Genomic DNA, 14,064 nt, shown 5'->3' with positions numbered 1-14,064 from the left:
ACAACAAAGCGGGCCCAGAGGCGCTGACCCCTGTCGCGGTTAACGGCAATCGGCGCAGAGGCCGTGGACTTCAATGGTCGTGGTCCTGATCTTGAAGCCGCTGCTCCTAGCGTGCTTCGTCAGCGCATCCTCGATCCTCGTGTCGTCGAATTCGTTGACCTTGCCGCAGGCCTCGCAGATCTCGAAAGCGGTGATCCGCGGATGGATTTGTCCGCGGCGGGAGTGACAGCAGACAACGAAAGCGTTCATGCTCTCCAGACGATGAACTCGACCTGCTTCCAATAACTTGTCGAGCGCACGATAGAGCTGGAGCGGCGCCTTCAGTCCGTGTTCGCGCAGGCGATCGAGGATGCTGTAGGCGCTGAGCGGTTGCTCCGACGATTGTAGCACCGCGAGCACGAGGCTCTGGTTCTTCGTCAGTTTCGACTCGTCAGCATGGGTCGCCTGCAGCATCTTTCTCTCCGGAACAGGTTTATCCAGAATGGTCCGGAACTGCTGCCCCAGTTCCGGACCACGCATCGCCGCTTCAGTGCGATGCGCCCGAACCACCCACAGCAACGATCGAGAAGGGCTGGCCTTCGACGGCGATCGTGCGTGTCTCCTTCAGGGTTTCGGCGTCGACGACTCGGACAAGCGAGTGCCGCGGGTCGGTGATTGCTATCTGACCGTCGGCTACGGCCAGACGTGGACGGGGGTCGCGCCAATGGCCATCCTTGCTATAGGGCTCGGTGACCTTGCCCCTGCGAACGAGTTCGCCCTCGACCACGTCCAGCACATGGAGATCGCCGTCTTCCGTGAGGATGTAGGCATTGCGCGGCGTAGCAGGATCAAGCAGGAAATCGACTCTCCGCGTCGGAAGCTCGATCAATCGAAAGGGTTGCGCATTGTCGGGATCAATGAGCACGATCTTGTCCTCGCCATAGTTGCCGAGGAAGAATTGCATCGCCTTGCCGCCCAACAGGGTTCCCGTGTAAGCCTTCGGGAAATCAGCGGGATAGGGAAGCATTTCCAGCTTCGGCCCGTCGATACCGCCAGGGCGAGCAACGAGGACACCCTCCTTGCAGCCAAAGGCGACGAGGCGCGCTGAGGTCGCCTCACCATGAAGGTCGGTGCATTTGGCCATATCGCCGATCTGCTGGCCCTTTTCATCGACCACACGCAGACCGACGCGCGGCAGCGGTAATTCATCCGGCTTCGTCTCGATCTCAGTGTCTGGTACCGATACCAGCACGTAGCGTCCCGAGGTGACTGCAACACCGTGGTGGGGTTTGGTTGCATCGACCGTGCGGACCTCGGCCTTGCCCTCCAGCAGCGCCTCCTCGTCGACAATGTCGGCTTTGCCGTCACGATCGTAAAACAGGATCGCGTGATCGTCGTGCGGCACGACATGGACCGGGCGCTTTCCCTCGAAGGTTACCGGGAGAAGCGCAACATCCGACACACCGAGGTCGCGATGCTCACCATGATCGGAGAACTCAATGCCGCTCTTGATGACATGCACTACATCATGATCCGACTGCGTCGCAAACACCGTCTGTCCGGACACGCTCGCCGTCAGTGCCGCATAGCCTTTCAAATCGTACCGGCCCAGTTCCGTGCCGTCAGAAAAGTCGATCGCCCGAACGACCGGCTGCGTATGATCGGCGACGAAGATCCGCCAAGCCTCCTGCGTTTCGTGGTCTTCGGCGAGCGCGCCCTGGGCCGCAAACACGAGGGTCGCCGCCATTGCCGTCAGCAGGCGGTTTCGGGTGAGAGACAATCTCATCGGGTGCCTTCCTTTGTCTTGAAGCTGTTCTGATTTGGAGGTTTGCGTGCGATTACTCGGCGGCTTCGCGGGTCGCGGGGCAATTGGAGAAGCCGTCGCTGATGATGTCCTTCGGAAGGTTGCGCCCGATGAAGACGAGGCGCGTCACACGCTCTTCGTCGAACTTCCAGGGACGTTGGTGATCGCCTTCCATCAGCATGTGCACGCCCTGAACGACGTACCTATCGTCGTCGCCGGCAAACGAGATGATCCCCTTCATGCGCAGCATATCCATGCCGAAGGCCTGAACCGTTTTCTGGAGCCAATTGAAGAACTTGTTCGGATCCATAGGCTCCCGCTCGACAAGCGAGAAACTCGTCACATGGTCGTCGTGTCCATGGTCATGTTCCACATCGAGGAAGTCGGGCTCGACCTCCAGGATGCGATCGAGATCGAAGGCCTTTCGATCCAAAAGGCTCGCAATATCGAGATTGCAGCGCTCGGAGCGCAGAATGCCGGCTGTCGGATTAATGCGCCTAATCCGCTCTTCGACGGAGGTTATCGCCTCCTCCGTTACGAGATCGATCTTGTTGAGGATGATGGTATCTGCAAATGCCAGTTGTTCCTGCGCCTCATGCGCCCGGTCGATCTCGCCGAGGAGATGCCTGGCATCGACAACGGTGATGATCGAATCGAGGCGTGTCTTTGACCGAACGTCGTCATCGACGAAGAAAGTCTGCGCCACGGGCGCGGGGTCGGCAAGGCCGGTCGTTTCAATGAGTATGCCGTCGAACCGCTCTCGCCGGCGCATCAGCGCTTCGATGATGCGGATAAGGTCGCCGCGCACCGTGCAGCAGATGCAGCCGTTGTTCATTTCGAAGACTTCTTCGTCCGCATCGACGATCAGATCATTATCGATACCCACCTCGCCGAATTCATTGACGATGACCGCGAATCTCTTGCCGTGCGGTTCGGTGAGGATGCGGTTCAGAAGCGTGGTCTTGCCCGCGCCAAGGTAGCCCGTAAGCACGGTGACGGGGGTTGGTTCGGTCTGCTTTGACATGGTTGACCTCACTGGTTGATGGATCGACGCAGTTCATCGCACTCGCGTCGGGAGCCGTTCTTGGATGCCGGGAGCATACGTTATTACGTTACTTTTCATTTGACGAACGTAATAACATTACATATGCAGTCGCTGTCAATCCCCGAGGACGCGATGAAAGAGATTTGCCTGGAATTCAAAGACCTCACGCTCGGCTATCAGGGCCATGCTGCTGTTCACCACCTGAGTGGCACTGCCGAGCGCGGTGTTCTGACCGCGGTCGTCGGCGCCAACGGATCGGGCAAGTCGACCCTGATGAAGGGGATTGCAGGCATTCTGAAGCCGATCAGCGGCACTTGCGAGCAGCACTTCGGGCGGCTGGCCTACCTTCCGCAGCAATCGGAACTGGACCGCACTTTTCCGGCGCGGGTTGTTGACCTGGTATCACTTGGGTTTTGGCAGGACAGGGGATTGTTAGGCCGCATTACGCGGAAGGACAGGACGAAACTGGCCGCGTGCCTAGATGCCGTCGGACTGACCGGCTTTGAGACGCGCCCTCTCGACAGTCTGTCCGGGGGACAAATGCAGCGCGCCCTGTTTGCACGCACCATGCTCCAGGACGCCGATCTGATCCTGCTCGATGAGCCTTTCAACGCAGTGGACGAACGGACGGTCGGCGACCTCCTGCGTTTGATCAAGGACTGGGTTGCGGAAGGGCGGGCGGTGCTTTGCGTGCTCCACGATCATGCTCTCGTGCGCGAGCATTTTCGACAGACGCTGTTGATCGCCCGCATGACGAAGGCGAGGAGCATGCGAAGGCCGAAGAACATTCCAAAGCCAGCGACGACCATGGCCATGAAGGTCATCACCATCATGGCGAGTTCGATCCGCACGCTTGGCAGTCGATCCACAACGCCGAAATCTACGCGAAGAATATTGCCGACGCGTTCTGCCAGGCCGACAAGTCAGGTTGCGCGACCTACACGGCCAACTCGGAAGCTTATCTCGCCAAGCTTGGCGAACTGGAGACGGAAGTGAAGGCCGCAATCGACGCCATTCCACAGGACAAGCGCACCATCATCACGTCGCATGATGCGTTCGGTTATTTCGCGCACGAATACGGTCTGAAGTTCATCGCGGCCGAGGGCGTCTCGACGGAAGCGGAGGCATCCGCCGCCGACATTGCCAAGCTCGTCGACCAGGTAAAGGAAGACAAGGCCTCGGCAATCTTTGTCGAGAACATCACCAATCCGCGCCTCGTCGAACAGATCGCGAGCGAAACCGGTCTGCAGGTCGGCGGCACGCTCTATTCCGACGCGCTCTCCAGCGAAGACGGTCCGGCATCCACCTACATCGACATGTTCCGCTACAACGTGAACACCATCAAGGCTGCCATTCTCGGAACCTGACCCGGGGGCTTGCCCGGCGCCGGCCGGGCAAGCCCTTCGAACCACCCGTGTGAACCAATGTTGGACGCGATCGCGACATGATTGCCGGACTGTTCAAGCGGCGCAATACTGTGCCCGAGAGATCGGAGAAGAGCATGAGGCGGATCTACGACCCGGTGCCCGTGACACTTCTGACCGGCTTTCTTGGCTCTGGCAAGACGACATTGCTGAACGAGATTCTTGCCGATCCCCGGATGGCAGGTGCCGCGGTTATCATCAATGAGTTCGGCACGGTCCCGATCGATCACCACCTGGTCCGCAGCGGTTCTGAAACCTATTTCCGGACCACGAGCGGCTGTATCTGCTGCACGGCGACGAGCGACATCCGTATATCATTGTACGAACTGCACGAGGCACGGCTCCGAGGCGAAATTCCTCCGGTTTCGCACGTGATCGTCGAGACCACCGGACTCGCCGATCCCGCTCCGATCGTCAACAGCCTCATTCCCGGAGGCGCACCTGCCATGGGGCTGAGGGACAATCTCGTCGCGGCACACTTCTACCTCGCCGAGGTCATCACGGCTTTCGACGTCATGAACGGCCGCGCGACCCTCGACAGTTTCCTCGAGGGCTGGAAGCAGCTTGCCTTCGCAGACCAGGTCATTCTCACGAAAACCGATGTCATTGGCGATGGTCGCGATTGGGCCGGGGAGCTCGGCGCGTTGAACCCGGCCGCCCAATATCATGACTGCCATGGCCCGGGATTTGATCTAGCGGCTTTGTTTGGCAAACGTGCTTATTCTCTTAACGGCTGGCTTGCGATGGAGGCCCTCGCATCCCACCCAGACCATAACCATGACCCGAACCGCCATGGTGACGAGATCCAGGCGTTCAGTCTCACCCATGGTCTTCCGCTCGAGCGGCATGCGGTTGAAACCTTCCTTCATATCGTGACGAGCAATATCGACTCGGGCCTCCTGCGACTGAAGGGCATATTCGCACTTTCCGACGATCCGGATCGCCCGATGATTGCGCACGCGGTGCAACACCGGCTCTATCCCTTCCAGCGCCTAGAAGGGTGGCCGAACGACGATCGTCGTACCCGCGTCGTTCTGATCGGGCAGGACATGCCCGCAAAGCCGATCCGCGACCTTTTCGACGTGTTGGCGCCGCGTTCGGCAAGAAGGCCGCGGAGACTTGCATGAACAGCGCCTTCATCAACCCCCTGGCGCGGGGTACGCCCGCAGTTGTGAGTAGGACACGCGCCATTAAACAGTGGACGCGCGAGGTGCTCACGCTGTCCGACGATGCCATCGTCTCCGTCAATGAGCTCGCTTGTCACGTGCCTGGCTGCCCGCCGAAGGAGACGGTGGTGCTTGTAATGCAGGGCGCACGAAGGATGCATGTCTCGATCCACAAAGCAATGCAGGATCTCACAAAGGCCGACTTCGCGCTTGCGTTCGCGACCATGGCAGAGAAATCAGATTGACAATTTCCACCGAAACCGGGGCTGGGTCAGCCGCGATCGGCCGTCGTTGCCCAGTAACATGTAAACCGGCGGAAGTTCGCGCACGACCCGCTGCAGACCATCCGGTGGGGCTGCCTCCATCCCCGTCCCTTCTGGGAAATCACCTAGACATGACAGAGGCTGATTACACCTTGCCGTAAGCTAGACCTTCACTTCCGAGCCCAAGCCCCGAACATCATGTCGCCAATGTAGGTGGTATTTGTGCTTAGCCGTTCCTCATCCAGCCGGTGTTGCAGGGTCTCGATTTCAATCTCATCCTCGGTTGCAACACCATGCTCCACGAGCCTGGGGAGCATTGCCCGTATGATTGCTCCCACAGCATGGGGGTTCTCGGGGGTCTGCACGATCGCCTCCGCGCGCACATGCTCCACCGCCAGGCCGGCCTGGGTGAGTACATTATGGAGATTGAAGCCCATGTGGATGTCCGCACCTTCGCGCTCGATGGTCTGTTTAATCCACCTCTGCACCTGCTCATGTAGGGGCATAGGCTTCAAACTGACCGGAACCATCGTAGTGTCGTGTTCCTGAAAGAGCACGATGCCGCCTGGACGCAGGTAGCGGACTATCTCTCGGACAGCCCTCACGGTATCAGATTGATACATAAGCACGCGCCGCCCCACGACCGCATCAAATGGTTCTAGGTCGGGCGGCACGTTTTCAAAGCTCCCTTGAGCGAACTCTACATTCACGTGGCCGCGCTCTCGCGCAAGCTTTTCTGCTGCAACAAGCGGAGCCGCTTCCCGGTCTACACCGAGGACATAGCCGCCTCGGCCAACCAGTTCACTCGCTAAGAATGTAACATCTCCTGACCCGCACCCGATATCAAGCACTCGCATCCTCGTTTGAATACCTGCATCAATCAGCAAGCGGCGTGTAAAATCGCTACCAACATTAGCCATTGGGTCAAATGTTCCTCTGCGTGATGTTTCAGCGGGTGTCTTAGTCCAGCTCGACCATTCTCGTAGAGCCATTTTACGAAATTGAACAACACTTGGGTGGAACCCGTGTGAAAACTCTACGCTTCAGCCAGAGCATAGAGCCTAATTCTCAATGGAAGCTGACGCGAGTCATTGAACGGCCTCTGCATTCGAGCTGGCGGCCACCATGGTTCGAAACATAAATCCAGTCCACGCCATGATCGGCTGCGATACGAGCGTCCTCGACTGTGGCAATTCCTTTCAGCACGAGTGGAATGTAGTAGGAGTCCTTGATCAACTTGACGGTCCGCCACTCGAGATCGGCCTGGTACGCCTGACCAGGCCACTTTCCTAATCCAGCCGTCCGATATCGATTGGCAATATCTCGGTCGCGGCGAGCGAGGACGGCGCTATCGACGGTCAAGCAGATTGCGGCACATCTGCAGGCCAGAGCACGACCGATGTATTCATGCACGAAGGCATCATCGCCTCGGACGTAGAGCTGGGCCATTCGTAGTGCTGAAGGGGCCGCCTCGGCGACAGTCTCAAGGGGCATGCATCCCGAACTGAGCATATGGGCGATACCGAAGGCCTGAGCGCCTGACGCCACGGTTGCCCCTCCACCCAGGCCGAACAGGTTCAACGGACCGGTGGGGGCAAGAAAGATTGGCAAGCGCAGCCTTCGACCGAAATGCTCGATTGAGAGGTCTACCACGCTCACATTGCGCAGCACACGCGGCTTGAAGGCAATGGAATCGATCGCCAAGCGGTTGCGTTTGAGGGTCGTTTCGGTTTCCGCCCCACCTACGAGGCTATCCCATTTTTCCTTTGGTAGAGCTCCTTGGGCCTTTTGTATGATCTCTTGCAAGCTCTCGAAGTTGCTCACATGGGGAGGGCATGTAGCTTCCTCGCCTTTGCTCATCGCGCCTCCTGAGTGATTCCGGAGACAATTCGCCCAATCGACGTGGTGTTCAATTCGCAAGATCGCAGACGAGGCGAGAATTTACAATCCGCTACGACCGCTTGTGGCGCAGTCCGGTCGGTTGCCGATTATCGAAGAAGTCCATCGCGTCCGAACTCCTCCCATCCGACCAGGTTGGAGGCGACGTCTCCGTGTTCGGCTTCGGAATTTGACCCGCCCTTGGTGGTGTTTCTCAATGACCGCGTCAACTTCGCTTTGTACGCAGCCCGTCTGCGGTTTTCGGCGGCAGCCGCCGCGTCTTCCTCGCGCCAATCTTCGACGACGCCCCCTTCGAGAATGTCTCCGACAATCCTCGCATCGAAGACGTGAAACGTTATCTTCGTGGCGCGGCCGCGCAGCTTGACCGTTCGCGTTCCAGTACTTGGTAAGCGACCGTCGGCCAGCCAGCGATGTCTTTCGCTCGTCTTGATCGTAAGGATGTCCTCGATCTCGCGCGGAATCACTGGAAGGGTCTCGATGTTTACCAACGCCTTGGCGACGACAGCCGATGCGGCGTGGAATTCAGCCTTCTCGCTTGTGGACATCATAAGCGTGAGCTCGCGACCATCGAGATTGAGCGATTTCTTCGTGGCAGGCGGAAGCCGCGCGCGAATTTCAAGAAGGATGCCCTTCATGCGGACGGATGAACCCAATGTCGCCGCTGGGGGTAGCACCCATGTCTTGAGCAGCTCGATGTGGTTCTTGTCGTGTTTCGGCATGACGCCAGGATGGGTCGCTTCCTTTAGATCGTCAATGACGTCATGCTGTTGAAGACAGAGCGTCCTCTAGGGTCAAGCCGAAAAACGTGGTAAGCGCCAGCCAAACAACAACAGGAGTGTAATGGTGAGCGAACCGACCGTCGCAGATGCAACAAACCGCATTTATGAATCGCTCCAAGCGGACGATGCCGACATCGACGCGCATATCGCGACTCTCAAGGCAGCGTTGACGCGGGAGGGGTTGAAAGAGGCCGTCTTTGACCCGGCTAGGCTCGTGCAGAACAACCGTTCTGGCAGGAAGCTAATGCAGGCCTACTTTCGGCAGCGCGGCGTAACGGTCAAATACTCGGCTTCGTGAAGCCGTCCCATGTCGTCAGACAGGCCGTAGTAGACGGCTGACCTGATCACCCTCAATGAGGCCTGACACCAAGCTTTGGCCTTCGAACGCGAATTGAAGTGCCGCGTCCGTTCCGGGGCGCGACGCTGCCGAAGTAACTTGGCACCTTTCGGCCCCCGTAGCGATCATTTATTCAAGCCGAGCCTATGTCCGCTCATGGCGCTCTTTGCTCGTTCCGATGGGCGAGTCGAACGGAAAGTTCCACCCGACCGAGACGATCGGAAGCCGGCAACATGACGCCACTCCGGGGTGTCAATCCCGATCCCTCGCCTTGAACGGGATCGAACCACAGGTACCGCAATTCGCATGCACCATTTTCGGCGCCGAGACGTGCGGTTGATGGATGGGGTTCACCAGCCGCCGCCTATGCTAGTTGCTCCAAGCGGAATTATAGCTCCATGCCTCATACGTTTCGATCCGGCCCCTGTCGGCGGACTTCACTTCAAGCGAGGTCAGGTCTGTGATCTTATAGGTACGGCGCGTGCCGCAGACCGCGCCCCCATTGGCGAAGACCTCGACGACGCCGCGGTCGAAGAACAACGTCAACCGTTCGAGCGTCAGCGGCGCTGAGCGGTACTTGATGTCACCATTATCCTCCGCCACGGCCAGCTCAAGCCGACGGGCGCTGTGAGCCAACCTAAAGCTCTCCCCGTTGCTGCCCCGCGCGACGATCTGAACTCCATCCAGATCGCCTGCCAAAGACAACTCGACCGGGCGCCCCGGTTCGCATGCGAATTGGCAAGGTGCAGTCTGTGGAAGAGTGCGGGCGCGCAGGCGCTGGTAGCCCTTCTCCGGCATCATTATCAAATTCCGTTGGGCGTCGAGGCCGAACACGCGCGGGAGCGACAGCTCCCCGCTATAGGGCGAACCTCCCGGTTTACGGAATTCCCAATTGAAGAGCCAGGCAAAAGCGATCTGGCGGTCCTTTGCCAGGAAGCTCTGCATCGCGTAAAAATCGGTGCCGAAATCCAATTCCTGCAAAGCCGGGGTCGCGGGCATGAAGCGGTCGCCCTCGAACGTGCCGACCTGCGCGTAAAGCAGGTTATGACGGCCGGTTTCCGGCTCAGTGTATCCTACAAAGCCCATCACCAGCACATGATGACCATCGAGCTCGAAGAAATCCGGACACTCCACGCAGCGTGCGCCGTGCCGGCGAAAATGCTCGGGAGCGCGATAGAGGACGGACAAGAATTTCCAGTCCTCGCCGTCCTCGGACCCATAGAGCAGGACGGCTGGATCAGCATCGATCGCCGCGCCGAGCACCATCCGATATGTGCCGCAGGCCGCATTATACCAGACCTTGGGGTCACGGAAGTCGTGGGCGCTACCGTCGGGACCGTTGACAAGCACCAGCTTATTGGCATCCGGACGCAGGAGATCGGCCGATGGCAGCACTCGCTTCTGCACCTCCTTGTAGTCCTTGAACAGGTCATAGGCCGGCAGCCGTTCTGTGTAGTAGAAGCTGAGCTTGCCCTCGGGGCCGACGAAGGCACTTCCCGAGAAGGCGCCGCCGGTGGCGCCCAGCGACCAAAGATTCTGTTCCGGATGCAGGAAGACCGGCAGATGGATCCAACGGTAGAGGTCATCGCTGACGGCATGGCCCCAGTGCATGGGTCCCCATTCGGATTCAACAGGATGGAACTGGTAGAACAGGTGATAGCGGCCGTCAACGAAACACAGCCCGTTCGGATCGTTCATCCAGGCCTGAAACGGCGAGAATCTGAGCTGCGGGCGATTTGCATCGCTCTCGTACCACTCCGGCCAGGATGTCCTCGGTCGAGCGATGACGCGGCCATCGCGCAACTCTAAGAAAGTCACGCCCTTCTCAGCGACGTCGTCCGGGTTGAAGCTGTATAACAGTGGAATTTCAATGGCGCCATCGTCCCATTCTAGCGTGAGCGGACCGGCCGCATAATGGGTATAGGAATAGAATTGAAAATAGGGCGGCAGCTGCGCGATCCGGTAAACGACCCGATCGCCGACACGCAGGACGAAGGCATCGGCGTCTTCTTGCGGAGCTGATTTTACAGGCTTTTGCCGAGCCCAAATCTCGAACCGCACGCCGTGCTCAGCATCCAATTGCACCCTGTTCTTCATTCGATGATCTCATTGATGACTTTTCCGATGTCCTGCGAGGCAGGTACCGAGCCATGAAATTTTGTGACGTCGTAAGTCGATGAATGTGGGTTGGGCATATGTCGTCGCTCCTCTATTTCTCAACCAAAGACTTTTACGGGTTTGAGGGTCGAAGAAGTGCAGTTCCTCCGCGTCTATCGAGGCCCGGGCCATGTCACCGGAGCGAACGGTGCTCTTGGGGACAAGCGCGGGACGGCATTCGCATTGCCGATGGCGCCCGCTGCGTCAGGATCACCCGCATCTACGACGGCGCGTCGATTGCCAGATGCACCATGGACTCCGAGCCGAGCGCTTCCACGAGGTAACCGCCGCTGCGATCTCGGCCGATTTCGGATTGACGCTGCGTTGACATGAAAAAAGCCGTCGCCCCGCGGCCCAAAATCTCAAACGATAGCCCAGGGAGTAGGAATAGGTTTTGCTTGATCAACGTCGCCCTGTTCTATTTGGTTCGTCATGAACAAAACTCCGAATAGTCACTGACTTTCGACAGAGTCTTCCGTTCCGTCTATATTTTACATTGCCACTAGTGCCCGAAAACTGGAGTACCCCTAAATGCATTCATTGTTTTGTCCATCTCAACCTGTTCGTCATATCCTGACTCCAGGACTGTATTCCGTGTCGCCCCTTTTTGCACAAGTACTGCCGTTACTTCCAACGCCTTCAAGTTGTTAGTCGAAAGCAATGCACCCACTTGCGTTGAAAAACAGTCACTGTTCGGTGCATCATCGATTTGCGATATTTCGGTTGTGGCCACGATATGATTATTGGCTATGTAATTGCCGCTACCGGAAACCACATTGATTATCACCGGCTTTACGGCGGGAGGCTTGACATATTGGGTGTCTATTGTTTCCGAGATGTGGTTCGCAATTATCGAATTGTTGCTGCCGTCAATTTGCAAAAGTCCGAACAGATCATCCAAGCCGTTATCGTACTTCTGCATGGGCGCCCATGGCTCGCGATCTCGCAAAAAGTGATTTGAGGAAACCAAATTCTCGCAACAGTTAGCAGCAAAAACCAACATTCCGGGATAGAACGAATGGAATCTATTTCCTGTGACCGAGGACCGCACCACGCCGGAAAAATAGATACTGCTAGCTCCTCGAGGGAATACGTTGTTTGAGGATACTAGAATTCCCCCATACTTTTCAGCATAAATGGAATGTCCCCTGTATCCGGCTCCGACAAAATTGTTTGCTATTCTTGAGGCCTGTCCCATACCTTTCAATTCGATACAGTTTCCGCACTCCGCAATGAAATTGTTGTCTATCGCCAGCGCATCTGCATCATGAACAATAACTCCATGCTCCAAATAGATAAGGCCCATCCCCGTTATTCGGCATGAGTCATTGGCGCTGCCTACATAGATTCCCGTTTTGCCATTCTTATATGTATTTTCTGCATCATTTTGCCCCGAACCATCGTCAATGAAATGCAGGCCATCAATGCAAAAGTCAGCAAACTCCACAGAGCTTATACGAGGATTTCCGGTGCGCTTAACATAAAACGCGGCTCCAGCAGTCTCACCGTCGGCGGCCTCTGGAGAAATGTCCACAAGTATACGACTACCGCCCGGCCACACTTCGTGCCAGCGTGCCAGCTCGTTTGCGGGTGTGTTGAAGCGGATACTCGAAGACGTAAAACCGTGTCCAGAGCCCACAATTTTCAGAAAGCTCACGTCTATAACGACTTGAGTGGCAAGACGGTAATCGCCCGGCGGTACATAGATGACTGCTCCAGGTTTTCCGCCATCATTTAGATCGGAAACAGGTTGCCTGCCTTTAATATCTGCAATGATGCTATTGATGACCGCTCCAATATCCTCGTAGGGATTACCTACTGGATACTTTGTCACGTCGTAACAGTTTTCGCTAACCATTGTTAATGTCTTATCGGACATTTCTTGCTCCAGAGCGGCAGTAGACTGATGTTCTTGATTGGCTTGTTGCTTGCAAGCCGAATGGGGAATGCGTTCAACCAGCTCTCTGTCTGGGTTTGTAGTAAGATCCTAGCTGGAGATCCGAAGGAGTCGCAGGCGATTGGTGGCGATAGAGGTAGTCATTCTCGTTTTTCTCCTGGCTATGCCATCACCAGATGCTGGTGCGGGTGTCCGGTTCAAAGAAGTGAAGTTCTTCGGCATCGACAGCGACGCGCGCGATGTCACCTGCGCGTACTGTGCTCTTCGGAGAAAAACGGGCTACAGCAGCTTTTTCGTCGCCGATGTCGGCGACGGCGTCCGGGTCGCCGGCATCCACCCAAGGTGCGTCGATATTCAGATGCACCATGGATTCAGAACCTAGCGCCTCAACAAGAGTGACCGGGGCCGAGATCTCGGCCGAAGAAGGCCGGATTTCGGCGTCGTTCATGTGCTCGGGCCGGACACCGACAATGACCTGACGGTTAGACGCACCGTTGAGCGAGGGGCGATATTCGAAGACCCGCTCAGGGATTTCGAAACTGTTGCTGCCCAGGGTCAGGGTCCTTCCATTCAGAACGGCCTCATACAAGTTCATCGAGGGCGATCCGATAAAGGCGGCGACAAAGACATTGTCAGGGCGATTGTACAGGTTTTGCGGTGTGTCGATTTGCTGCAGCACGCCGCCTTTCATGACAGCTACGCGGTCACCCATCGTCATCGCCTCGACCTGGTCGTGTGTCACGTAAATCGTAGTGACATTCAGTTTTCTTTGGAGGCTGGCGATCTCGGCGCGCATCTGCACGCGCAGCTTGGCATCGAGGTTCGACAACGGTTCATCCATCAGGAAGGCCGCTGGTTTGCGGACGATCGCTCGTCCCATGGCGACACGCTGACGCTGGCCTCCTGAAAGGAGTGCCGGCCTACGGTCGAGCAAAGTCGTCAATTCGAGGGTGCGTGCGGCTTCGTCTACGCGCCTGGCAATTTCGGCCTTCGGCAGCCCGGCCATCTGCAGGGGAAAAGCGATATTTTCGCGCACTGTCTTGTGGGGATAAAGCGCGTAGGACTGGAACACCATGGCGATGTCGCGATCCTTGGGATCGACATCGTTAACTAACCTGCCACCGATCCTGAGTTCACCGCTAGTAATGCTCTCCAGGCCAGCGATCATCCTGAGCGCCGTCGACTTTCCACATCCTGACGGACCAACGAAAACCATGAACTCGCCATCCCTGATGTCGAAGCTCAGATCGTGCAGAGCGTGAAAGCTGTTTCCGTAGACTTTGTTGATATTGCGCAGCTCTATGGCGGACATGC

The 14,064-nt window shown here is 57.3% G+C and carries 12 protein-coding genes and 2 pseudogenes; 5 read left to right on the top strand and 9 right to left on the bottom strand.

Translation table 11 applies throughout. The features are described from left to right. Positions 1–39: 39 nt before the first annotated feature. The 3 genes from CO676_RS28780 to CO676_RS28770 form a co-directional block, all read right to left on the bottom strand. Positions 40–453: a Fur family transcriptional regulator gene (locus CO676_RS28780; protein WP_097523605.1), complete on the bottom strand. Its 414-nt coding sequence runs from the start codon at positions 451–453 to the stop codon at positions 40–42. Positions 454–526: 73 nt separating this feature from the next. Next, positions 527–1,765, bottom strand: coding sequence for a zinc metallochaperone AztD (gene aztD / locus CO676_RS28775; protein ID WP_097523604.1), 1,239 nt, complete (start codon positions 1,763–1,765; stop codon positions 527–529). 52 nt (positions 1,766–1,817) lie between these two features. Further along, on the bottom strand, positions 1,818–2,807 hold the full coding sequence (locus tag CO676_RS28770; protein ID WP_097523603.1) for a GTP-binding protein: 990 nt from the start codon (positions 2,805–2,807) through the stop codon (positions 1,818–1,820). 153 nt (positions 2,808–2,960) lie between these two features. Between CO676_RS28770 and aztA the strand changes: the two are divergent. From aztA to CO676_RS28750, 4 genes and pseudogenes are all read left to right on the top strand, one after another. After that, positions 2,961–3,578: pseudogene (gene aztA, locus CO676_RS35505) on the top strand (zinc ABC transporter ATP-binding protein AztA); the annotation flags it as partial. After that, positions 3,515–4,195, top strand: a complete 681-nt coding sequence (locus CO676_RS28760) for a zinc ABC transporter substrate-binding protein (protein WP_245424524.1) — start codon at positions 3,515–3,517, stop codon at positions 4,193–4,195. The pseudogene aztA and the gene CO676_RS28760, both read left to right, overlap by 64 nt. A gap of 134 nt (positions 4,196–4,329) precedes the next feature. Then, complete coding sequence (locus tag CO676_RS28755; RefSeq protein ID WP_097523601.1) at positions 4,330–5,379, top strand: GTP-binding protein; 1,050 nt, start codon at positions 4,330–4,332, stop codon at positions 5,377–5,379. Next, the gene (locus tag CO676_RS28750) at positions 5,376–5,663 is read left to right on the top strand and encodes a hypothetical protein (RefSeq protein WP_097523600.1); all 288 of its coding nucleotides are present in this window, start codon (positions 5,376–5,378) and stop codon (positions 5,661–5,663) included. The genes CO676_RS28755 and CO676_RS28750 overlap by 4 nt, the downstream gene beginning before the upstream one ends. Before the next feature lie 188 nt (positions 5,664–5,851). Here the strand turns inward: CO676_RS28750 and CO676_RS28745 are convergent, their stop codons facing one another. The 3 genes and pseudogenes from CO676_RS28745 to CO676_RS28735 form a co-directional block, all read right to left on the bottom strand. Further along, positions 5,852–6,601 carry a methyltransferase domain-containing protein gene (locus tag CO676_RS28745; protein ID WP_097523599.1) on the bottom strand — a complete coding sequence of 250 codons (750 nt, stop codon included), beginning with the start codon at positions 6,599–6,601 and terminating at the stop codon, positions 5,852–5,854. A 187-nt stretch (positions 6,602–6,788) separates the two neighbouring features. Further along, positions 6,789–7,541: pseudogene (locus tag CO676_RS28740) on the bottom strand (alpha-hydroxy acid oxidase); the annotation flags it as partial. 128 nt (positions 7,542–7,669) lie between these two features. Continuing rightward, positions 7,670–8,299 carry a hypothetical protein gene (locus CO676_RS28735; protein WP_097523598.1) on the bottom strand — a complete coding sequence of 210 codons (630 nt, stop codon included), beginning with the start codon at positions 8,297–8,299 and terminating at the stop codon, positions 7,670–7,672. A 121-nt stretch (positions 8,300–8,420) separates the two neighbouring features. Here CO676_RS28735 and CO676_RS28730 point away from each other — a divergent pair, with 121 nt between their 5' ends. Next, positions 8,421–8,657 carry a hypothetical protein gene (locus CO676_RS28730; protein ID WP_097523597.1) on the top strand — a complete coding sequence of 79 codons (237 nt, stop codon included), beginning with the start codon at positions 8,421–8,423 and terminating at the stop codon, positions 8,655–8,657. Positions 8,658–9,065: 408 nt separating this feature from the next. Here the strand turns inward: CO676_RS28730 and CO676_RS28725 are convergent, their stop codons facing one another. The 3 genes from CO676_RS28725 to ugpC form a co-directional block, all read right to left on the bottom strand. Next, positions 9,066–10,793 (bottom strand): GH32 C-terminal domain-containing protein, encoded by a 1,728-nt coding sequence (locus tag CO676_RS28725; RefSeq protein ID WP_097523596.1) that lies wholly within the window; start codon positions 10,791–10,793, stop codon positions 9,066–9,068. Positions 10,794–11,355: 562 nt separating this feature from the next. Continuing rightward, positions 11,356–12,711 carry a NosD domain-containing protein gene (locus CO676_RS28720; protein WP_097523624.1) on the bottom strand — a complete coding sequence of 452 codons (1,356 nt, stop codon included), beginning with the start codon at positions 12,709–12,711 and terminating at the stop codon, positions 11,356–11,358. 208 nt (positions 12,712–12,919) lie between these two features. Further along, positions 12,920–14,062 (bottom strand): sn-glycerol-3-phosphate ABC transporter ATP-binding protein UgpC, encoded by a 1,143-nt coding sequence (ugpC, locus tag CO676_RS28715; protein WP_097523595.1) that lies wholly within the window; start codon positions 14,060–14,062, stop codon positions 12,920–12,922. Between the last annotated feature and the right edge of the window lie 2 nt (positions 14,063–14,064).

This window comes from Sinorhizobium sp. BJ1 (assembly GCF_002531555.1).
In the GTDB taxonomy this organism is placed as follows: domain Bacteria; phylum Pseudomonadota; class Alphaproteobacteria; order Rhizobiales; family Rhizobiaceae; genus Sinorhizobium; species Sinorhizobium fredii_B.
Note: the sequence above shows the minus strand (reverse complement) of the source record. Positions and strands in the feature narration are given on the sequence as shown.